The 21,785-nt window shown below is 61.8% G+C and carries 12 protein-coding genes; 6 read left to right on the forward strand and 6 right to left on the reverse strand.

What is annotated here, in order from left to right; translation table 11 throughout:
* The first annotated feature begins 153 nt into the window (after positions 1 to 153).
* Positions 154 to 2,259 carry a chloride channel protein gene (locus HS101_08400; GenBank protein MBE7506289.1) on the forward strand — a complete coding sequence of 702 codons (2,106 nt, stop codon included), beginning with the start codon at positions 154 to 156 and terminating at the stop codon, positions 2,257 to 2,259.
* 47 nt (positions 2,260 to 2,306) lie between these two features.
* On the opposite strand, the gene HS101_08405 is transcribed toward HS101_08400, so the two are convergent.
* Together HS101_08405 and HS101_08410 are read right to left on the reverse strand one after the other, a co-directional pair.
* The gene (locus tag HS101_08405; GenBank protein MBE7506290.1) at positions 2,307 to 4,364 is read right to left on the reverse strand and encodes a polysaccharide biosynthesis protein; all 2,058 of its coding nucleotides are present in this window, start codon (positions 4,362 to 4,364) and stop codon (positions 2,307 to 2,309) included.
* 176 nt (positions 4,365 to 4,540) lie between these two features.
* Positions 4,541 to 5,443 carry a hypothetical protein gene (locus HS101_08410; protein MBE7506291.1) on the reverse strand — a complete coding sequence of 301 codons (903 nt, stop codon included), beginning with the start codon at positions 5,441 to 5,443 and terminating at the stop codon, positions 4,541 to 4,543.
* Between the two features lie 335 nt (positions 5,444 to 5,778).
* Here HS101_08410 and HS101_08415 point away from each other — a divergent pair, with 335 nt between their 5' ends.
* The 3 genes from HS101_08415 (at position 5,779) to HS101_08425 (ending at position 9,586) form a co-directional block, all read left to right on the forward strand.
* Positions 5,779 to 7,368, forward strand: coding sequence for a HAMP domain-containing histidine kinase (locus HS101_08415; protein MBE7506292.1), 1,590 nt, complete (start codon positions 5,779 to 5,781; stop codon positions 7,366 to 7,368).
* 27 nt (positions 7,369 to 7,395) lie between these two features.
* Entirely contained in the window at positions 7,396 to 8,541 is a 1,146-nt protein-coding gene (locus HS101_08420) for a hypothetical protein (GenBank protein MBE7506293.1), read from the forward strand.
* A gap of 253 nt (positions 8,542 to 8,794) precedes the next feature.
* Complete coding sequence (locus tag HS101_08425; GenBank protein ID MBE7506294.1) at positions 8,795 to 9,586, forward strand: UvrB/UvrC motif-containing protein; 792 nt, start codon at positions 8,795 to 8,797, stop codon at positions 9,584 to 9,586.
* 24 nt (positions 9,587 to 9,610) lie between these two features.
* On the opposite strand, the gene HS101_08430 is transcribed toward HS101_08425, so the two are convergent.
* Positions 9,611 to 12,811, reverse strand: coding sequence for a glycosyltransferase (locus HS101_08430; GenBank protein MBE7506295.1), 3,201 nt, complete (start codon positions 12,809 to 12,811; stop codon positions 9,611 to 9,613).
* Between the two features lie 239 nt (positions 12,812 to 13,050).
* Here HS101_08430 and HS101_08435 point away from each other — a divergent pair, with 239 nt between their 5' ends.
* Together HS101_08435 and HS101_08440 are read left to right on the forward strand one after the other, a co-directional pair.
* Positions 13,051 to 14,565: a hypothetical protein gene (locus HS101_08435; protein ID MBE7506296.1), complete on the forward strand. Its 1,515-nt coding sequence runs from the start codon at positions 13,051 to 13,053 to the stop codon at positions 14,563 to 14,565.
* A 15-nt stretch (positions 14,566 to 14,580) separates the two neighbouring features.
* The gene (locus HS101_08440; GenBank protein ID MBE7506297.1) at positions 14,581 to 17,466 is read left to right on the forward strand and encodes an FAD-binding protein; all 2,886 of its coding nucleotides are present in this window, start codon (positions 14,581 to 14,583) and stop codon (positions 17,464 to 17,466) included.
* Between the two features lie 66 nt (positions 17,467 to 17,532).
* On the opposite strand, the gene HS101_08445 is transcribed toward HS101_08440, so the two are convergent.
* From HS101_08445 to HS101_08455, 3 genes are all read right to left on the reverse strand, one after another.
* Positions 17,533 to 18,333 carry an electron transfer flavoprotein subunit beta/FixA family protein gene (locus HS101_08445; protein ID MBE7506298.1) on the reverse strand — a complete coding sequence of 267 codons (801 nt, stop codon included), beginning with the start codon at positions 18,331 to 18,333 and terminating at the stop codon, positions 17,533 to 17,535.
* A gap of 36 nt (positions 18,334 to 18,369) precedes the next feature.
* A complete protein-coding gene (locus HS101_08450) occupies positions 18,370 to 19,545 on the reverse strand; it encodes a cobalamin B12-binding domain-containing protein (protein MBE7506299.1) in 1,176 nt (391 codons plus the stop codon).
* 138 nt (positions 19,546 to 19,683) lie between these two features.
* Positions 19,684 to 21,732, reverse strand: coding sequence for a glycogen debranching enzyme N-terminal domain-containing protein (locus tag HS101_08455; GenBank protein MBE7506300.1), 2,049 nt, complete (start codon positions 21,730 to 21,732; stop codon positions 19,684 to 19,686).
* Positions 21,733 to 21,785: the final 53 nt, after the last annotated feature.

The raw sequence follows: 21,785 nt of genomic DNA on the forward strand, positions 1-21,785 counted from the left end.
AGAGCAATTTCCGGAGCCCCTTCCATATAAACCCATGCACGCCCTCTTGACTCGCACCGCTTCATAGATGCTCATTGTGCGCGCCGACGCCTGAGACGGGAGGAGGAGTATGTTGCGTTCGCGGGTCGACGCTATAAGGTAGGAAGTTGACGCGTGATCCAGTTAATGCAAATCCTGCAGACGTTCCAGAGGCCCGCCGCGCGGTGGGGGATGCTGTTCGGGCTCGCCATCGTCGTGGGAGCGCTTGGCGGTCTTTCCGCGACGGGGCTTCACTGGGCGATTGAGCAGGGGTCCCATCTCGTCATAGACCGGTACGTGCAGGGTGTCGGCAGTGCGGCGGTGATGCATTTTCGGTGGCCGTCGCTCCTGTTTCCCGCGCTGGGCGGTCTCATTTCGGGTCTGGTCGTGCAGGCGATCTTCAAGCTGCCGTTCGGCCACGGGACGAATTTGTACGTCAGGGCCTTTCATCGCAATCTCGGCGATCTCCCGCTGAAGGAGCCGATCGTGAAGGGGGCCGCGGTGGCCGGGGTTTTGTCATGCGGCGGATCGACGGGTCCGGAGGGCCCTATCGCCGCGCTGACTGCGGCCCTTGGTTCGGCCATCGGCCGAATCTTTCGGCTGAAGGCCCGCGAGAGGCGCATTTTGCTGGTCGCCGGTTGCAGCGCCGGGGTGGGGGCGATCTTTCGATGCCCACTAGGCGGGGCGCTTTTTGCGACGAGCGTACTATACCGCGAGGAAGAGTTTGAGGCGGAGGCGATCGTTCCGGCCTTTGTTGCATCGGTCATCGGCTATTCCACCTTCATCGAGTTCATGGGACAGCAAACCTATCTTCTCGATCGGCGACACCTTGCATTCGGTTCGGCCATGGAGTTGATTCCCTATGCCGTACTCGGGCCGTTGTGCGGCATCGTAAGCGTGTTTTTCAGCGAGTGTCTGCATGTCATTGAAAAGCGGCTTCGTCCCCTGGTGCGCGGGGTGCCTGCGTGGCTGGTTCCCTGCATCGGCGGCCTCGGGACCGGGCTGATCGCGTGCGCTCTGCCGCAGGTCATGGATGGCCGATACGAGTTCATTGAGAACGCGATGAACGGATTTGCCGGCTCGAACCACGGAGATTGGTGGTGGGTTGGACTGTTTGGCGCTGTGGTGGTGGGCAAGTGCGTGGCGTCGGCGCTGACCGTCGGCAGCGGAGCGAGCGGCGGGGTGATTGGCCCGGGCGTGTTCATCGGCGGCACGGTGGGCGCTTTTCTTGGAGCAACGCTTAACGCGGTCTACCCCGAGATACTTGTGTCGCATCCGCAACTTCGAGAGGCACTGATCCCGGTGGGTATGGGCGGGGTTCTTGCGGCGGGCATGCGCACGCCGCTGGCGGCGATCGTGATGGTCAGCGAGATGACGGGCAGCTACGGGCTGATCGTCCCGTTGATGCTGGTCTGCATGAGCTCGTATGTCGTGGGGCGATTCCGTGGGCTGAATACCGAGCAAGTGCGCAGCTCCGCGGAGTCGCCCGTCCATGCCGGCGCTGCGATCGTTCATCTTCTTGAGTCGTGGAGCGTCAAAGAGATCATGGAGCCCTGCTGGGAAGAAACGGTCGGTCCGGAGGCCACCGTCGAGGAGCTCGTGAAGAGAATTCGCCCGGGAACGCGGCCGGTCTTCGCGGTGGCCAAGAACGGAGTTCTCGAGGGGATCATCTCGGTGACGGATATTCATCGCATGGTCGAACTGCCCGGTATGGCGGAAACGGTCATCGCCGCCGACATCATGACGGAGGACCTGGTGACGGTGTCTCCGGAGGAAAATGTATATGAGGCGCTGGAGTCGTTTCGCGCGAGCAATCACGATGTTCTGCCGGTCGTGTCCGTGGACGGCCGCCACGCCTGGTTGGGAATGCTCAAGCGCGAGCACGTTTTTGACGCGCTGCGCAAGAGCCTGGCCAATGTTCAGACCGCCATGTTCCGCGAGCACACGGGACTCGCGGCGATTGAGAGCGAGGGTCAGATTCAGCAGTTGGTGATGGGGGTCACGCCGATGCGCAAGGATGTCATTCAGCGATTGCTGGTGCCGATGGACGCGATCGGGAAGTCGATCCGCGAAGCGGATTTTCGTCGCAGCTACGGCGCACAGATCATCGGGGTCGAGCAGCCGGACGGGACGATCCAGTGCCCTCCGCCGCTGGACGAGCCGCTTCGGACGGGCCAGCGGTTACTGGCCATCGTTCATCCGGCGGAGGTTGCGCCGTCTGAGGCGCGCACCGATGGTTAAGGTGTGTCGGGTGGGGATGCCGTGATCGAAGCTCGATGGCTCGTTCGTCAGGCGACGGGTGATTCGCCGATCTGGAAATCGGTCTGCATTTTCGCGGGACTTGGTACCCGGGCGGAGGCGGCGGAAGCGTGATCCGGGGAAGGCGTCAAGTTATCGCTATTTTCTTTAGGCTGCTCGGGAGCGTATTCCGGAACGACCTCTGAGAGGCGTTCCTTCAGTTCGGCGAGAGACAGTCGGTCGGCATCGGCGACGAGGCGGTCGATCATCTCGCAGACGCGGGGCCAGTCTTCCTTGCGGTTTCGCCAGACGTAGATCTTTTCGTGCCTGGTCGGGCTGATGTCCTCGCCTTTGACGCTCAACTCTTCATAAAGCTTCTCACCGGGGCGCACACCGGAGAAGACAATTTCGATGTCCTCGCCGGGCCGCAGTCCGCTGAGGGTGATCATTTCGCGGGCGAGATCGACGATCTTCACCGGCTCCCCCATGTCGAGCACGAAGATGTCGCCGTCGCTGCCCATCACGCCTGCCTGAAGGACGAGCAGACTTGCCTCGGGGATGGTCATGAAGTAGCGAGTCATGGCCGGGTCGGTCACGGTGACCGGTCCGCCGGCGGCGATCTGCCTGGCAAAAATGGGTACGACGCTTCCCGAGGAGCCGAGGACATTTCCGAATCGGACGGTCATGTATTGCGTGACCGCTCCCTGGCGGAGCTGTTGGATGTACATCTCGGCGACGCGTTTGGAACAGCCCATGACGCTCGTCGGATTGACCGCCTTGTCGGTTGAAATCATCACAAAGCGAAGCACGCCGTGGCGCTTGGCGGCGTCGGCGACGGTGCGCGTGCCGAGGATGTTGTTCTTGATTGCCTCGCCGACATTTGATTCCATGAGCGGGACGTGCTTGTGGGCGGCGGCATGGAAGATGACGGCGGGGCGCTCGGATGCAAGAATGGCGTCAACGCGGTTGGCGTCGCAGATGTCGGCGACGTAGCATTCGCGGCGGACGTCCGGGGCCAGGGCTCCCAGCTCGCGGTCTATCTCGAACAGGTTGTTTTCGGCCTGCTCGACCAACACGAGCTTGCGTGGTTTGTAGCGAAGGATTTGTCGGCAGATTTCGGAACCGATCGAGCCGCCGGCGCCGGTGACGAGTACGAGTTGGCCGGCGAGGTATTCACGAATCTTGGCCTCATCCAGCGCGACCTGTTCGCGTCCGAGCAGGTCCTTGATGTCCACGTCGCGAATCTGATTGAAAGTGACGCGGCCTTCGATCACCTGGGCCATGGCCGGAATGGTACGGAAGCGGACGTTCTGGCCCTGCAGGGACTCGACGATCTGCCTGAGCCGCCGCTGCGGCGCGCTGGGCATCGCAAAGAAAAGCTCCTCGACGTCTTCGCTGCGGCAGATGTCCTTGGCCTCGTCGATGCGTCCCAGAACGGGCACGCCGTGGATCTGAGCGCCGTGTTTGGCGGTGTCGTCGTCGAGGAAGCCGGCGACTCGATATCGCTCGACCGGCATGCGAAGCAATTCCCGCAGGAGGGCCTCACCGGTGTCACCGGCGCCGAGGATCAGGCAGGTTCGCTGACCGCCGGAATCAACGGGCCTGAGTTCTTCGTGGTAGAGGCGAAAGAGAATCCTCGCTCCGCAGACCGTTGCAATCGTCATGCCCCAATCAAGGAGAAATGTTGACTGAGGGAAGGATGAGACATTGAGATCCGGATTCAATCTGGAATTCCAGACGTAGAGAAAGCCCTCGCCGTACCAGCGAATGTGCAGGTTCTCAAGGACGTAAAACACGACCACAAAAATGAACGTGCTGAAATGGGTGGCCTTGACGATGGAGAGCATGTCCCTCATGCCCACATAGCGCCACGATCCGCGAAACAACTGCATCCGAGCGAACACGGCCATCTTGATGACCACAACGATGGGCAGGAGAGGCAGGAAAAAGGGGCGGACCCAGAGGTCAAAACTCTTGAAGTTATAGGCGAGGCCAAAAGCACAGAAGTAGGCGAGGATGAATAAGAACAGATGCGACACAATCGTGAGCACGCCGCGAGAAACGGGCGAGAAGCCGCGTGGGCGATGGTCGGAATGAAGGGTCTTCAATTGCATGCTTCAAGGGCGGCAGCCCTAGCTTTTCCCAGTCTGCCGCATTCTCCCCCGTCGGATTCATCCCAATCGGCACAGGCTCTGACGCCAGCATCCCGGGCCGCCAGGAATGATGTCGGTTCAATGATAGGATAACGTCAGTGTCAGTCAGCCAAGCGAAGGCTTTAAGCTGCTTATCGGGCGATCCCCTCATCACCACCGCCGGCCGGAGCCGATCGGGCTTCGTCAATAAACCGGCCAAAGCGGATGACCGCTTCGACCAGGTCCTTGTTCATGGTCGCCATGGAAGGATCGGCGAGTAATTTGGTCATGTATTGCTGTGCGGATATCAAATCACCGTCCAGCCAGGAGCAATATGCCAGGAGGAGGGCGGGACCGAAGATGTCGGTGCTTTGGGATTCCACGACGCCGAGCACGTTCATTGTGCGCTCAAGTTTCATCGGGTCGGGGTAGAATTTGGAAATATCCACCTTCAGCCCCTCGGGGCTTTCGGCTCTCTTGAAGGCCATAATGAGGCTGAAGCGGGCGCGATTCATGTCGCGCTGCTCAAGGGCACAAAAGACGTCGGCGATATATGCCCGGGCGGAGTCGCGATGAATCTCGCGATCCATCTGAAAATTGCTCTTTGCCTTTGCGAATTCACCCGCGGCGAAGTAGGCGACGCCGATCTCGTAGTAGTCATCCGCCCGGCGACTTAATTGTTGCTCGTAAAGATCGAGAAAATCCGAGGTGACGGCCTCGCCGCCCTTGAGACGGGACGCGGGGCTGCCGGCGATGTTCATGGGAAGCGATTCACTGGAGATCTCGGAAGAGGCGTCCCCGATGCCATAGTAATCCTGTCCGAGCATGTTTCGGGTGATGTTCGATCGCGGGCTCAGGAGGTTGCGCTGGTCGAGCATGATTTCGACCAGGGTTGGTTGTCGCCGAGCGAGGCCTTGAAGCTGTCGAGCTCGGTACCGGGGGTTGGTCGCCGCCAACAGAGCACGAATCTGGTCCTGTCGCGTCGATACGCCGATATAGCGGCTGTCACGGGCGGAGGAGCTGCGTGCCGGCCTCTGGGCAGTCTGGCTTTGCACCTGTGGCGCTCTCGCACTTTGTCGCCTTGCGGTTCCTCTGCGGCGCGAAGCCTGGCCGAATGAATCGGGGGTCATCGCTAGAACCAGGGCCAATGATGTAAGAAGTATCGAGGTAGAACGCATTTTCAGTGGCTCCTCCCTGATAAGTAGGAGGGGAACTTGTAATGATATCGGTCGAATTTGGGGGGGTCAAACGCAGGGGCGGCAGAATCTGCCCCGAAAGCCAATTCTTCGCACCCCGATTCGGCCGCGTAGCGTACAACTTGCGTAGCTCGAACGAGGCACGCCGCCACTACCACGCCTTCGGGCCGATCTCAGCTTAAACTAGCGAGGTCATGGCCCGAATCTCCTTTTTTTCGATTTCGCTCGCGGCGAAGTGCCGGATTCTCTTTGGACTTGCCGTTCTGCTGATTATTGCCTCGGCGCTCTTTGTCCCGTGGCTGAGAATGCAGGACCTCGTGCATGAGGCGAATATTCAGATTGCCCGCCAAATGGGTCGGCTGGCGCTTGCTCGAAGCGATCTCGGCACGGGTAATTGGCTTCGCAAGCAGCAGGCGCTCGATGCCTGGTGGACAACCGGAGCCGATCAACATGGGCTGCAAGGGCCTGCCCCGAGACTGATCCAGTTATCAGACCCCTCGAATCCTCAGCCGCCGCCGTGGGTAGATGCTGAGCTTGAAGAGGCGATCAAGCTTCTCGCCAAGGATCCCGGTCTCGAAGAGGCGCCGGCCATCGCATCATCGGTCGATCGCAATATCGTCTATCGGGTTGTGTTGCCGGTTCGCTCTTTTGGCGGGCATATGCCGCCGGGAACGCTGCTGGGGATCGTCGCGGTCGAGTATCCGTCGCCGGACGCGCGATTCAATTTGCTTGTAAACCTCGGGCTGAGCCTGATGGCCGGGGCGCTTGCGGGTATCCTAGCGGTTCTTGTTTTTTATCTCATCACGCAGAAGCTGATTCTCTCGCCGGTGCGCGAGTTGACGCGCGTGGCGGAAAGCGTGGCGCAGGGCGAACACGGCGTCAGAAGCCAGATCGCGACCGGGGACGAGTTTGAAGACCTGGCCCGGGCGTTTAATGCCATGCTCACGCATCTTCAGTCGTCCGAGATTGAACTGAGGACCATCAATCGCAGTCTTGATACGCGCCTGGGTGAGCTGGCCGAGCGCAACGTCGCGCTGTTTGAGGCGAACAAGATCAAGAGCCAGTTTCTGGCCAACGTGAGCCATGAGCTTCGCACGCCGTTGACGTCGATCATCGGGTTCGCCGAGCTGCTTCGGGAGGCGACGAGCAGCGACGGGGGCCGGATGCTGCGCTACTCGGAGAACATCATGTCCAGCGGCCGGATGCTCCTGGGGATTATCAACGATCTCCTCGACCTGGCGAAGATCGAGGCGGGCAAGATGGAATTGCACCTCGCCGAGGTCAACATGCAGGAGATGTGCAGGAACCTGATCGACTTCATGCGGCCGCTGGCGGACAAGAAGAGCCTGCAGCTTACGACGTCGATCAGCGAAGATGTCCCGGTCATTCATTCCGACCCGGGGCGCATTCAGCAGGTGCTCTACAACCTGCTTTCCAACGCGGTCAAATTCACCCCGGACGGCGGCGTTGTTGAGCTTTCGCTTTCCAACAGCGGCGAGGCGAGCGTGCAGGTCTGCGTCCGCGATACGGGCATCGGGATACCCGAGGCGGAGTTGGCGACGGTCTTTGAGAAATTCAGGCAACTGGACGACTCGATGACCCGCGAGCACAGCGGGACGGGATTGGGGCTGGCAATCAGCAAGGAACTGGTCACGATACTGGGCGGGACGATCAGCGCGACGAGTGAAGTCGGTAAGGGCTCGGTATTTTCGGTCACGCTGCCGATCGCCGGGCGGTTTGAGTCCTCGACGATTTCGACCGAGCCGATTTCCCTAAACGATTGAGGCCGCCGCTTCAACCGATGAAAGGTCATGGCGAACAACGATCCCCCACCGCAGGCCTCGACCACCACGGATGCCAAAGGCTCGAACTCCCGGCTCAATCGGAAGATTCTGCTTGCCTGGGCCAGCGTGATCGTCGCGTTCCTTATTGCGGAGCTGGGCGTGCGCGTTTTGGACATCGGGCCGAAGACGCTTGCGCCACGGAGATTCGAGCCACGCGGCGGCGTTCCGTTCACGTCGATCGACACCATGAACATTTTGCTCCCGGTTTATCAGCCGCGGGCTGTTTTCTCCTCCATTTACGATCCGGCCGGTGATGCAAACGGCGACCTGGGGCCGGACGGCCGCGTGGTGTATCGAATCAACTCGCTCGGGCTACGCGGTGACGCGGTGGTCGTTAAGAAGCCGCCGAATGTCTTCCGCGTGGTTTGTCTTGGCGACTCGATTACCTTCGGCGAGGGTGTTCACGAGGAGCAGACGTACCCGGAATTGCTCCAGCGCATCCTTGCCAAAGAGTTGCCGACGATGACGGTCGAGGTGATTAACGCCGGCGTTCAGGCGTACGGGCTCAGGGAGTGTGTGGCCCTGTTTCTGGCCCGTTGCCGGGCACTGGAGCCTGATGTCGTCACGCTGGGGCTCTTTTTGAACGATGCGATGGACTTTCCGGAGACGATTCGCCTGAACGACGAGTATACGCGTGGCGCAAAGCTGTCGGCCCTTTCGCGATTCTCCAGGGTCATTGAGATCATTGAGCGCAACCGGCGATCCGCGGCGCTTCAGGATGAGTATTTCACGGAGATCCGGCGATCGTTTGACTCGGCGAAGTGGAAGAAGGAATCACCGCTTCTTTCGGTCATGGCGGAGACGAGCCGTACTGATCACTTCAGATTTGTGCCGGTCCTGTTTCCAGTTTTCTGGGATCTGGATGGCGATTATCCGTTCGAAGACGTGCACGAGCGCATTCTTCGAGACGGCGCTGCGAACCATGTCAGCATCATTGATCTGCTGGACTCGTACCGCGGCATTCCCGCCGAATCGCTCTGGGTGCACATCACGGACCATCATCCCAATGCGAAGGCGCAGCGCATCGCCGCCGAACGAATCGCCCGGGCGATTCTCAGCGTGCCCGACGACGTCGAGGGCAACGGCTCGCGGACGGCGCAGAATTCGCCTTAGCGCAGAAACATGCGCGCATCATGACGAAGGGCCGATAGCGTCGCGCCGGCAAGTTCGAGCCCACAATAATTCCGCTAACTTTTCACCCCAGCACTTCATCTAAATGATAGGCACGCGGAACCACGGAAGGCGACGCTTTATCGGCACCTGGATCGGACAGCGCATTTTTTTCCGTTTTCAGCACTGAAAAGCTTGGGTTTGTCCGATCGCAGGGTTGTATAATTAGGTGACTCCCCGTCGAAAGGAGCCCATCATGGCATCACTGGATCTGCGAAGGATTCTGGCCGGTTGGAACTACGAAGCCAACCAAATCACGGTCCGTAAGATCACCGGAGACGATGGAACCGTGAAGGTGCAGATGCGTCTGGACCTTGGGCTGCTGCAGATGGAAGTCAGCGGGCGGCCGGACGGCACTCGGCCACACGGCTGCGATTCTCTGCTCGAATATCACGAAAAGCAGCTTGAGGCTCACACCGAGAAGAACGGAACCGAGCTGGGCTTTGAGCTCAGTCCCGCCGATTGTCAGGCGCTGCGCGAGGAATCGCTGCAGTACTACCATCGATATCTGGCCGAGTTCGTGCTTGAGGACTTCGAGGGCGTTGAGCGAGATACGGCGCGCAACGTGCGCGTGATCGACCTGTGCCACGATCATGCCCGCGAGGAGAGCGATCGAACGGCCCTTGAGCAGTACAGGCCCTACCTGATCATGATGAATACCCGGGCGCAGGTTCACCTCGCCCTGCGCCGCGGTTCCTTTAAGACCGCGATGGCGCGCGTCTCGGCCGGACTTTCGCAGATTCAGGAGCTTCTGACCGAGACGGGCCAGGAAGACATGTTCGAAGAGCTGACCGAAGTGACGATCCTCACGGCCCTGCGAAACGAGATCGCGGCGCGATTGCCCGCGGACCCACTGGCCAAGCTGGAAAGCGAGCTCAGCAAGGCGGTCGATGAGGAACGGTATGAGGACGCCGCCGTGCTGCGGAACCGCATGGAGGCCATGAAGGCCCGCCATGTTGGAAGCTCGGCTCGTCGGCGTAAGAAATAGCTTCCCGGGCAACTGGATCGAGTATTACTTTCGATACTTGTGCGGCTGCCAGGTCCCCCATTTCGACTCGAAATACCGCTTGTTACGCTCGAAGAGTTCCTTGCGCCTCGCGTCTGCCATCGTGTTGAATGAGGCGGATAGATGGTGATGCACGAAGACGTCTTCGGCGCAGGCGAGCGTATATCCCTTCTTTCTCGCGCGCATGGAGTAGTCGTCGTCCTCAAAGAAGCCCATCCCGTATTTCTCATCCAACTCTCCGATATCCTCCCAGACGCGCTTGCGCAGCATGACGCAGAAGAACGCCGCGCCGGCGAGGGCGAGCCGGAGTTTCGTGTATTTCGACGTATAGGCCTTTGCCGCGACGGCCATTTCCGCCATCGTCGTGTATTCGAGGTCGATCTTCGCTTCGTTTCCAATGTTGTTGGTGACCGGATTGAGAAGCCCGAGGTTCGGCTCGGCGGCGAAGTGGACGAGCAAGTCTGCAAGCCAGCCGGACGTGACGTAGGTGTCGTTGTTGAGGAAGACGAGAAACTCGCCCGTGGCCTGGCTGGCTCCCTGATTGTTTCCGGCGGCGAACCCGACATTCGTCTGATTGAGGGTGAGTCGCACGTAAGGACGATCCCTGGCGAAGTCCTCCAGGAACTTCGGCGTGCCGTCCGTGGAGGCGTTATCGATCAGGATCAGTTCCCAGTTCGGATACCTGGTGAATCGCTCCAGACTGGCCAGACACCTTTGGGTGAATTCAAGCTGATTGAAGGTCAGCACGATCACGCTCACCTTGGGGAAGAGGGTGTCCAATGCTTCGGAGAGAACTTCGCCGCGTTTCGCCCAAGTGTTTTCACGGGCGAAGGCACGCCGCGCTTCGACGCGCGCGGGCGCGTTATCGGTCAACGCCTTGCGCAAACCGGCGACGAACGCCTCGGCGGTCGCCGCGGTTTCGATGACATCCTTCATCAGAACCAGCTCCGGCAGCTCGACGGATACGACAGGCTTGCCGGCGCTGAGGTACTCATAGACCTTGACCGGGTTTGTTGCGAGGGTCAGCTCGTTGACCTGGAAGGGAATCATGCAGACGTCAAAACCGTGGAGGTAGCCGGGCAACTCGGTGTAGGGAACCTCTCCGAACAGCCTGACATTGGGAAGCCCCTGAATCGGGGATAGATTCGCACCGTAGGTCGATCCTACGAGGACGAAGTCGCACTCCGGCATCTGCCTGGCCGCCTGGGCCACGAGCTCCGCGTCAAACCATTCAGAAATGGCGCCGTAATAGCCGATCACCGGGCGGGTCTTCTCGAACGCGAGCTTGGCGGGCGGGGTGCAGAAGTGATCGTATTGGCCTGCGTTGCGGACGAGCAGCGGATTCGCCGAGGAAGCTTTCACCATATCGAACAATTTCGCCGATGAGGCGACGACCAGATCCGCGGAGCTGAGCAGGCGGACCTCCTGGCTGAGGACATTGCTGTTGTTATTGGAGAAGCCGGCGTGGTGATCCATGCAGTCGTAAACGACGCGATGGTTGGTCAATCGCCTGCAGACCGGGGCCCAGAATGGATGATCCACCACGCTGACCGCGGCGCCGATGGAGAAGCGGGTTCGAAGCAGCTCGATGCCGCCTACCACGCTATCGAGCTGCGCAGGGTCGAGCGACTCGCTGTAGATGACCGGCGGCTTACCGGAACAAGGCAGCGAAACCGTGAACACATTCGGCGCCACCAGGCGTACGACAGGCTCGTAGGCCTCGCTGGATGAAAACGTCGTTCGGAAGTAATAGACACGATGGCCGCGCTCGGCGAACTGGAGGGCCAGTTGCTGCGGACGCTGGTGGCGAAACTCCCAGTCGATCACCGGGAAGACGAAGACGTCGTAGGGCTTCGGCCCGCCGCCGGCCATATCCGGCTCGGCTTCCACGATGGTTGCGGAATGGATGGCGTCCAGATGGCGCCGCCACTCAAGGTAGCGCAGGTAGCGTCCGGATTGGGGCTGAAGCCGCCCCAATACCTTGTAGAAGATCGCCTTACACTGCTCCTGTGCGCGCCGGGGAAGGAGGGATGAAAAGGACCGAGCCAGGGCCCATGCGAAATCGATGAATGAGTAGACGGGGTTGCGACGGCGCGCCTCCAACTGGCGCATCTGCTCCCGATAAATCGCCTCGCTATGCGCCGCGCGCTGGGCGAGCAGTTGGAGATCGGCGGATCTTGAGGCCAACTGGACCGCGCGATCGCGATCCTGGCGGACCTGCGTCAGTTCGTCTCGGACGAGGACCATCTCGGCTCTTTCACGACGAATTGCTACGCGCTCCGGCTCGATCTCGGCAAGCTGCCGGTCCGCGGCGAGGCGCAGGGCCAGCGAATCGGCGATGGCCGCCGTGAACTCGGACTGCGAGAAGGTTTCCTGAAACGAGCTGAGCGACCACGATGCTGAAGCGATTCGGTCGTCCTTCTGAACGGAGCCGAGGGCGGCGACCAGGTATCCCCGCTGGACCTGGGAAACCACCCTGGAGCGGTGCACGGCGAGAATCTGGCTCTTCAATGCCGGATCGATGCCGGTCATGTTTTCGATCATGCCCTCGGTCCAGCTTTCGCCGAGGAAGGCGTGTCCGAGGAACTTGAGTCCGGCTGCTTCGAAGGCCGCGGAGAGATCCGCCATCGGCACCTCCTTGCCGAAGGGCCAGTCGGCCTTGCTGGCGCGCTGAATTCGCCAGAGCCAATACCAGTAGCACAGACGATTGGGGACCATGGCCAGAACGAATCGTCCGCTGCGTTGCGCCATGGCTCGAATGAAGGCAACCTGCTCATCAAAGGTATAGTGTTCGAGCACGCCGGCGTTGAAGACGAGGTCGTACTCACCGTTTGCGGGGGCGAAGACGTCGCCCTGAACGAAGTCGGCTCTGAGATGCTCGCGGTCGAAGAGGCGCTTGGCGTAGTTGAGCGCCTCCTGGGAGAAATCGAGCAGGCTTACCCGATGAACACCTGAACGGGCAATCGCCAGGCTTTGCCAGCCGCCGCCGCATCCCGCCTCGAGAACGCTGCCGCCCGAGGGCAGCAGCTCGGTGATCATTCCGGCGAAAGCGTCATTGAATTGCCGGGTCGCGGCATCTTCATCGACCAGCGGCAACGACGCGTAGTAGCTGTCCCACTTCGCCTGTTCGAGCTCGATATCCGATTGATCGGGAGCGGCTTGTCCAACCTTCTGTCGTGTCTCCGGCACCATCGTGTTCTCTGTCATCTTTGTGGGTTCCATTGCTCACCGAACGCACGGCAATGATCGAGCACCACTATGCGAGGGACGACTCGGTGGACGGGCACGAGGAAAGCTCAGGTACGCAGCCTGATGATTTTTATCCTACAAGCCCGGCTACAGGCTGGCAAGAAACCGGGGGTGCCGGATCGCGTCAAATGCGGCGTTGCGAGTGGGCACCGCCGGACGTTGCGGAATCGCCCCGCCGCGCATAGAAGTTGACGCGCATGCTGCTTCGGCTCGCCTTGTACTTTGCGCTTGCCCTGGCCTTCCAGTGTGAGACGGCGATTGTCACCCCGCGCGCCGATTCCGCGGCGTGGCTCTTCATGGCCCAGCGACAGCAGTCGGGCGAGATGCCGGGTAGAGACCTGTGGGATAACAAGCTCCCGCCGATCTACCTCGTCGGCCGTGCGGCGGTGGCGACGGGGCATCCGCAGATCTTTCTGTGGTTGCTTGAGGCGGCGCTGACCGCTGCCGGGGCCGTGGCGATTGCGCGAGTGGTTGATCAATCAAAGGCGAACCTCAAGCAATCAACTCGTCCGGGCACAATTGCCGGTGCGATTCTTTGCGTGGCCTCGGGGGCGGTTTCCTACCACGCCGGTGGTTACATGACCGAGACCTATGCCATGCCGCTGGCTGCGATCGCCGCATGGTGCACTCTCCATACACTCGAACCGAGGAGATCGTATTTCTTCAGCGTGCTGTCCGGCGCACTGTGGACACTGGCCGTTTCGTTTCGGCTGCCCTTGGGCCTCGCCGCGGTCGGGGTCGCGGGTTTTTCGATCATCCCCTCCGTGGATCACAGCCGGCGCCTGTTTCGGGTTGGGTGCCACACCATCGGCATTGCCGCCGGCTTGCTCGTCGTCTTTGCGCACCCGATCATTGCCGGATACCTTCCGGCGTGCATTGACGCCGCTCTACTCTGGCCACTCGGCATCGGGCACGTTAGAACACCCGGCCCTTTGGCGCCTGGGACGGCCGACCGGCTGGGGGACTGGGCTCAGGATATGTTCAAGCTGGGCTGGCTTCACGCCGCGGCGGTCGCGGGGCTGGTCATGGGATGGCGCGGAGGCGGGCGAACCTCCCAGGTCGGCGCGATCTGGTATCTCGCCGCGCTGCTCTCGGCCGCATGGGGCTGGGCGAGCTATGCGCACTATCAGTACGTCGCTCTCGCCCCGGCGTGCCTGGCCATCGGGCTTTTGATCATCGAATTGAGGCCTTCGCCTGGCCGATTCATGGCTCGGGCATTGATCGCAGTCACGGTCGCGATCGTCGGCTTTCAGGTCGTGCGTGAGACGGCGGGAAATCGTTTCGCGCAGGAGGACGCCGACAAACGGGCGGCGTATGAGTACGCACGGTCGCAACCTTTGCGCGGGGATGCTGTGTTTATTTGGGCATGGGGCAGAAACGCCGACATCCTTTATAAGCTTAATCGCCCAACCGGCGTGCGGCACTTCATGGCCCATGCGTATCTCGATATGGACGTGACGCTTTTTGACGAGTTTGTGACGGAGTTCATCCATGCGCCGCCCGCATGGATCCTTGAGGACACGCGTCGGAAGAAGCCGTCGCTCAGCGGGACGGCTGACTCGTTGATTGAGTCACGCGTCCCGTCTTTGAGGACGCTACGAGAGTTCGTGGCGACGGGGTATACACGCGTTGCCGCTTTCGGGTCGTGGTCAATTCATCGGCTGAATCGACAAGCGGCAGACGTGCCCGCGACACAATCGACTCGGCCGTGATAACATCCTCGTTCGATGGCTCAATCGGCAAACGCCCACACCCTTGCTGCGATCGACCAACTCAAGTCCACCCTGCGGGGCGAGGTGCGCGATGACCGGCTCGCGCGGGCGCTCTATTCGACCGATGCCAGCATCTATGAAATCGTTCCGGACGCGGTTGTCTTTCCGGCGTCGGTTGAGGACGTGCAACACGCCGTGCGCATTTGCAGTGAGCATCGTGTGCCGATCACGCCGCGCGGGGCGGGGACGGGTCTTGCCGGGGGGGCGGTTAATCGGGGGGTGCAGCTCGATTGCTCTCGCCATCTGAATCGCATCCTTGAGATTGATCCGGCACGGCGGACCGCGATGGTCGAACCGGGGGTGGTACTCGATGAGCTTAATGCCGCGCTGCGGCCGCACGGTCTGCAGTTCGCGCCGGACGTGGCGACGAGCAGTCGAGCCACGATCGGTGGAATGATCGCCAACAATTCCTGCGGCGCGCACTCGGTCATGTATGGCCGGACGGTGGATCATGTTCGCGGATTGGATGTCGTACTCTCTGACGGCTCGCGGCAACGCTGGGGGCAGTTCGATGTTGCGGCCGATGCTCCGCGAAACGAACTGGCCGCGCAGTGCGAGGCGGCGCTCTTGCGGGTTTGCGAGAACGAGCGTGAAGAAATCGCCGCGCGATTCCCGAAGGTGATGCGGCGAAACGGCGGATACGCCCTTGACCGGCTTTGCACCGCGAACGGGCGGATCAATCCCGAGTCGATCATCTGCGGCAGCGAGGGGACGCTGGTGATTGTCGTTGGCGCGGTATTGAATCTTGTGCCGCTGGCCCGGCATCGCGGGATCGTCGTCGCTCACTTCGCCGAACTGCTTGACGCCCTCGCCGCAACGCCCGTTGCACTGGAGCACGGCCCCGCCGCGGTCGAGCTGCTCGACAAGCTGATCCTCGACGCCGCGAGGGAGAACCCGGTAATGCGACGGCGGCCGTGGCTGATCGAGGGGGACCCGCGCGGGATTCTTGTCATTGAGCTTTACGACGACGATGCCGAACGGCTGGCAACGCGGCTTCATGCGTTGGCGGGAGATTTCAAGTCCCGCGGATTGGGATATGCCTGGCCGGTTCTGGCGGACACGGCCCTTCAGGATGAAGTCTGGTACGTTCGCAAGAGCGGGCTGGGACTGCTGATGTCCAAGCCGGGCGATCGCCAGACGTATGACTTCGTCGAGGACACGGCGGTCGATCCGGGTCGGCTGCGCGATTACATCGCGCGATTCATGACGGTGCTGTCCGAGGAGGGCGTGACGGAGGCGAGCTATTACGCCCACGCCAGCGTCGGCTGCCTGCACGTCAAGCCGGTGCTGAATCTCAAGAGCGCGGGCGACATCGCACGAATGCATCGCATTGCCGACCGAATCAGCTCGCTGGCGCTGGAGTTCGGCGGCACGATGACCGGCGAGCACGGCGACGGCATTTTACGTTCGTGCTGGCTGGAGAAGATGTACGGTCCGCGGATCGTGAAGGCTTTTCGCGCCGTGAAGGCGGCGTTTGATCCGCACAACATTCTGAACCCCGGCAAGATCGTTGATCCGCTGCCGATGCTGGAAAACTTTCGATACGGGCCCGCGTACCGGGCGGAGAATCCGCTGACGGTTCTCGATTTCTCCGCGCATGGCGGCATGTCGGGCCTTGCCGAGATGTGCAGCGGCGTCGGTCAGTGTCGCCAGAGGCTCGTCGGCGTGATGTGTCCGTCGTACATGGCCACCGGTGATGAGCAGCACACGACCCGCGCCCGGGCCAATGCCCTGCGGCTGGCACTTTCCAATCGCGACATACTCGACGGGCTGGCGGATCCGGCGCTTGACGAGGTGATGGACCTTTGCCTGTCGTGCAAGGCGTGCAAGACGGAGTGCCCAACCGGCGTGGACATGGCGCGACTCAAGTCGGAGTGGCAGCATCATCGTCATGAGAGGTCCGGCGCGCCGCTGGGCAGCCGGCTTGTGGCCCGCGCGGCGGACTTTGCTGCGTGGGGCTATCGCTTCGCGGGCATGGCGAACAAACTCGGCGAGACTCGATTTGTGCGCGATCTTGTCGAGGCGGTCGCCGGTTTTGACGCACGCATTCGTCCGCCGAAGTTTGCGCGGGAGTCGTTTCGTGACTGGTTCGCGCGGCACTCGCATCGCAGGACGCAAAGGCCCGGAGCGCGGCGCGTCGCGTATTTCGTGGATACGTGGACGAACTACTTCATGCCGCAGGTGGGCATCGCGGCCGTGCGGATCCTCGAACATCTGGACTGCGAAGTGGTAGTCCCGCCGACGGTGTGCTGCGGCAGGCCTGCGATCAGCAAGGGAATGCTCCTTCATGCGAAGAAACTCGCCGAGCGGAACGTCGCCGTGCTTTCGCCGCTTGTCGAGCAGAACATTCCAATTGTCGGCACGGAGCCGAGCTGCATTCTGACGTTTATGGATGAGGCGCCGCAACTGGTCCGCGGATCGAAGGCGGATCGACTCGGCGCCGGCGCGATGATGCTTGAGACGTTTCTTGCCCGGGAATACGCGGATCGACTGAAGGGATTTGGAATGGGCAGCCCGATTCTTTATCACGGTCACTGCCACCAGAAGGCGCTGGTGGGAACCGGTGACGTCGTGACCGTTCTAAAGGCGGTGTGCGGCGCGGGCGCGACGGAGCTGAATACCGGGTGTTGCGGGATGGCGGGCTCATTTGGACACGAGAAGGATCACTACGAAGTGGCCCGGGCAGTCGGCGAACAGCGGCTTTTTCCGGCGGTCAGAAACCGCGGCCACGCGGAGATTGCCGTGTCGGGCTTTTCATGCCGCGAGCAAATCTCTCACCACACCGATGCACGTCCGCGACACGTGATCGAGGTCATCGCCGACAGAATGCTGAACGGTTAGATGCCGAACCGATTCTTCGTCCGGCCGGCTGGCGAGAACTCGCCAAAGAGGCGGAGTCGTTTGCCGTCAGATGACCTTTACTTCTTCGCGCAGAATGCGGACCAGTTCCTTGGCCATGTCGGCGGGTTCGCCGGTCAGCTTGCGGCCCGGCGGTCGCGGAGGCGGGGGAGAGAACTCGCCCATCCAGGTGCCGACGGCTTCCTTGGAGAAGTCCGCGGGCGACAGGCCCAGGGCGGCCAGGTTTTTAGTGTCGATGGGCCGCTTCTTCGCCTTCATGAGTCCCGGGAGCGAAGGATATCGCGGCTCGCAGAGGCCCTTGTCCACGGTGAGGAGCGCGGGAAGCTTTACAGTCACGACCTCCTCTGCGCCTTCGATGCGGCGACGAACGGTGCACGACTTGAAATCGGCAGCCCACTCAATTGCGATGACGGCGCCGACGTGGGGCCAGCCGAGACTCTCGGCCAGGGCCGGGCCGACCTGCCCGCTGTCATAGTCGATGGCATGCTTGCCGGCGATGATGACCTCAAATCCGCCGTCCTTGATCGCCGCGGCGATGACCCGGGCGGTCGCCAATTCGTCGATGCCGTTGAGCGCGTCGTCGCAAACGTGGATGGCATGATCGACGCCCATGGCGAAGGCCGTCCGCAGGACGTCCGCGTGGGCCGCCGGGCCGACGGTCAGGGCGGTGATTTCGGCGCTTGCCCCCGCGTTCTTTTCCTTGAACTGAAGCGACGCCTCGACCGCGAACTCGCAGAACGGGTTCATCACGAACTTGACGCCGGCGGTCTCAATGCCGCTGCCGTCCGACTTGACCTTGATGGCCGTCGTCGATTCGGGAACACACTTTACGAGCGTCAATATCTTCATGAGTCACCTGCGAATGAGTGAATGACTTAGCTCTACCTATACGCGCTGAGCCTGCTTCGCGCGCGGCTTCGGCACGTGGGCCAATATGGCGTCGGCCAGATCGGAAATACCCTGACCGTGACTGGCGACGGTTTGAACGATGGGGCGCCCCGTGCCCAGAGTTTCGCGCACCTGCGCGTCGAGGACACCCGCCCCCGGAAGATCGGCCTTGTTGATTACGAAAATGTCTGCCACTTCGGTAATGCCGGCCTTTTCAAGCTGCAAATCGTCGCCCGTGCCGGGGATCATCAGCAGCACCAGCGGATTCGCCAGTTGATAGACGGAGACGTCGTTCTGACCCGCGCCGACCGTCTCGACAAAGATCACGTCCACCTTCGAGGCGCTGATGGCCTTCACCATGCCTGCCGTAGTCGGGGCGAGGCCGCCGAGCTGGCCGCGACTGGCGGCAGATCGGAGAAACACACCGGCATCGCCGGCGTTCAGTGTCATTCGGGCGCGATCGCCGAGCAGGGCCCCACCGGTGAGCGGGCTCGCCGGATCGACCGCCACTACCGCGACCTGCTTATCGCGCTGGCGGAACTCCTTGAGCAATCGACCGATCAGCGTGCTCTTGCCGGCGCCCGGCGGGCCGGTCATTCCGACAATCAGTGCGCCGTCCGGCACGTCGGCAAAGCGGCGCGCAACATCGTCGGGCTTTGCGTCGTTTTCGATCCAGGTGAGCAATCGGCCCAGGGCCACGCGATCGCCGCCGCGCGCCGCCGAGATCCACTTATCGACAGCGCCGCTCGCCGTGAGCTTGGCACGCGCTGCGCGGGCCTGCGATGCGATGCCTTCGATGACCGAGACAATCGAATCCATCGACGCCTCGGTCTCCAGGACGGCCGCACAGCCGGCATCCTTCATGACCTGCACGTCGTCGGGCGGAATGATCCCGCCGATGACAACCGGCAGATCGGATCGACCGCGGGCCTTTAATTCTTCAATGATCATGGGAACGAGAGTCAGATGGGCGGCACTGTGGAAGCTCACGCCGAGAACGTCAACGTCCTCTTCGATCGCCGCCTTCGCCGCGCCGGCGGGCGTCTGCCACAGGCCGGTATAGATGACCTCCATCCCGGAATCACGCAGGCCGCGCGCCAACACCTTGACCCCGCGGTCGTGTCCATCAAGACCCACTTTGGTCAAGAGCATCCTCTTCGGCAACGTCTGCATGGCAAACCTGGTGTTGAAATCGAGTCATGAACCGTCGGAATGAGCCACGTAATTTCGCCGTGTTCGCCGACTCGCGGCTATTCTGATGGAGATTGCGGTGAATCGCAAGCTGCGGGGTCCACGAGGCGTTCGCAACGTCTATCGTGCGCCGACCGTGGGGCGGCCCGATACGCCCCGCTCCCGGGGAACAGGCGGATGGGTGCGGAGCACGTCCTCGCACAATGCGCGCAGCGGCTCGGCCACACTCCACGCCTGCCAGGGGCAACCGCCGGGCGTGTGCGGATAATCCGCGTCGGCGACTTCGCTCACGCCGCCGATTCCCGCCTCACCGATGTGCGAGAGGAGGCCGTTGAGAAACGTTTTTGCCGTCTCGAGTGCCGCGGGCGAGTCACTCGACGCCTTGACGAAGGCTGATACGAAAGGTCCGAGCAGCCAGGGCCAGACCGTGCCCTGATGATACGCGGCGTCGCGCGCGTGCACGTCGCCCGCGTAATGTGGACAGTAACCCGGGGAGCCGGGGGCCAGCGTGCGGAGACCGACGGGCGTCAGCAACTTCTCGCGGCAAATGTCCACGACCGCCTTCCATCGCGACGCATCGAGAATCGGATAGGCCAAGCTGATCGCCATGAGTTGATTGGGACGAATGGCGCCGTCCACTTCGCCGGCGCGACCTTCCACGTCGACGACGTCGAAGAGACAGCCCGTCTGGTCGTTCCAGAATCTTGAATTGAAGGATGCCTTCGCCCGCTGGGCGAGTTCTTCCCACTGCCGTGCGCGATCCATCTTGCCCAGTCGCGTGGCGAACGATGCGCCGAACTGCAATGCGTTGTACCACAGGGCGTTGATCTCGACGGGCTTGCCGATGCGCGGGGTGACTGCGTAGTCCGGCAGCTTGGCGTCCATCCAGGTCAATGCGTATCCCTGCTCACCGGCGGCGAGCAGTCCGTCTTCGCAACAGTGAATGCCGTGCCGCGTACCCTTTTCATGCGCGTCAATGATCTGGGCGACGACATCGAACAGGCTGTCCGCGAGGAGGCTCCAGTCGCCGGTGTAGGCCAGGTAGCGCCCGATCGAATGGATGTACCAGAGCGTGGCGTCCGCGGTGTTGTACGCCGGGGCCTCGCCCCAGTCAGGGAAGCGATTCGGGATCATGCCGCCGTCGACGTACTTGGCGAATGTCTCGATGATTCGCCGCGCTTCGGCATGTCGGCCGGTCACGAGGCACAGACCGGGCAGCGAGATGAAAGTGTCGCGGCCCCAATCTCCAAACCAGGGAAAGCCCGCCATGATGGTTTTGTAGGTGCCGTCTCGCGTCGCGAGGTAGTCCCCGCTGGATCGCAACAAGGCCTCGAGCAGCGGGTCGGCCTCCACGTCGGCGGGAAGCTGAACCTTAGTGCGGGCGGCGGCCTCGACGAATGCCGATTCGTGCGCCCGCCAGGTCTTCTGCTCGGTTGATGCGGCGAAGATCAGTGAATCTGCGCCGCCGGGCTCGAGCGTCTGGGTGATCACGCCGGGCATGAATAGGTCCTGCGCCGAGTCGTAGCCGCGCGCGGCGGAGGTGGGCAGCACAAAGTGGTAATACCAGTCGGCGCGCGAGCGGAACGTACCGCTGTGCGACAGGTACCACGTCGGGCGATCCTTTGCCCAAGAGAACGCGAGCATGTCGCCGCGATCCTCGACGGTCGGCGGTCCCATCTCCTGATAGTTGGTGAGCACGTGAAAATGCCGGCTGGTGCAGAGCGGCCGCACCGAGAACTGGACCGGACGATTGCCCTCGACGACCCGATAGCGGACGAACGTCGTGTCCTCACCGTAGCCCATGCACAGGGTCTGCTCGATGACCGCCGAACCGGCACGCCATCGCCACGTCGGATAGGGCAGGGTGGTGAACGATTCGAGCAGCCGGTAGCCCTGTGGGTGGACGGCCTCGTAGTAATGATTCGTGCCAAGCTCGTAAGTGAGCCCGTCGACGAGGACCGTGGCGTCCAGCTTGGCGAGCACGACGAACCGCTCGACCGGCGGATTGACGGCGGCGACGAGCAGCCCGTGATATCGACGGGTGAGCATCTGATTGATGGAGGCCATGGCGAAACCGCCGCGGCCGTTAGTCACCAGCCATTCAAGCGTGCGCCCCTCTTCCAGATTGTTGCATCGTGGTGGGGAAACGCGGTACATGTCGCCGTTCAATTGGACCTCCTTCAATCGCACCCGCGAGGACGGTCATCCCCAGCGCCGACCCA

This window comes from Planctomycetia bacterium (genome assembly GCA_015075745.1).
GTDB lineage: Bacteria > Planctomycetota > Phycisphaerae > UBA1845 > UTPLA1 > UTPLA1.

What these genes read in the sequence shown, in the direction of transcription:
- HS101_08415 (MBE7506292.1), top strand. Translation starts at nt 5,779, where the DNA reads ATGGCCCGAATCTCCTTTTTTTCGATTTCGCTCGCGGCGAAGTGCCGG.
- HS101_08420 (MBE7506293.1), top strand. Translation starts at nt 7,396, where the DNA reads ATGGCGAACAACGATCCCCCACCGCAGGCCTCGACCACCACGGATGCC.
- HS101_08425 (MBE7506294.1), top strand. Translation starts at nt 8,795, where the DNA reads ATGGCATCACTGGATCTGCGAAGGATTCTGGCCGGTTGGAACTACGAA.
- HS101_08430 (MBE7506295.1), bottom strand. Translation starts at nt 12,811, where the DNA reads ATGACAGAGAACACGATGGTGCCGGAGACACGACAGAAGGTTGGACAA.
- HS101_08435 (MBE7506296.1), top strand. Translation starts at nt 13,051, where the DNA reads ATGCTGCTTCGGCTCGCCTTGTACTTTGCGCTTGCCCTGGCCTTCCAG.
- HS101_08440 (MBE7506297.1), top strand. Translation starts at nt 14,581, where the DNA reads ATGGCTCAATCGGCAAACGCCCACACCCTTGCTGCGATCGACCAACTC.
- HS101_08445 (MBE7506298.1), bottom strand. Translation starts at nt 18,333, where the DNA reads ATGAAGATATTGACGCTCGTAAAGTGTGTTCCCGAATCGACGACGGCC.
- HS101_08450 (MBE7506299.1), bottom strand. Translation starts at nt 19,545, where the DNA reads ATGCAGACGTTGCCGAAGAGGATGCTCTTGACCAAAGTGGGTCTTGAT.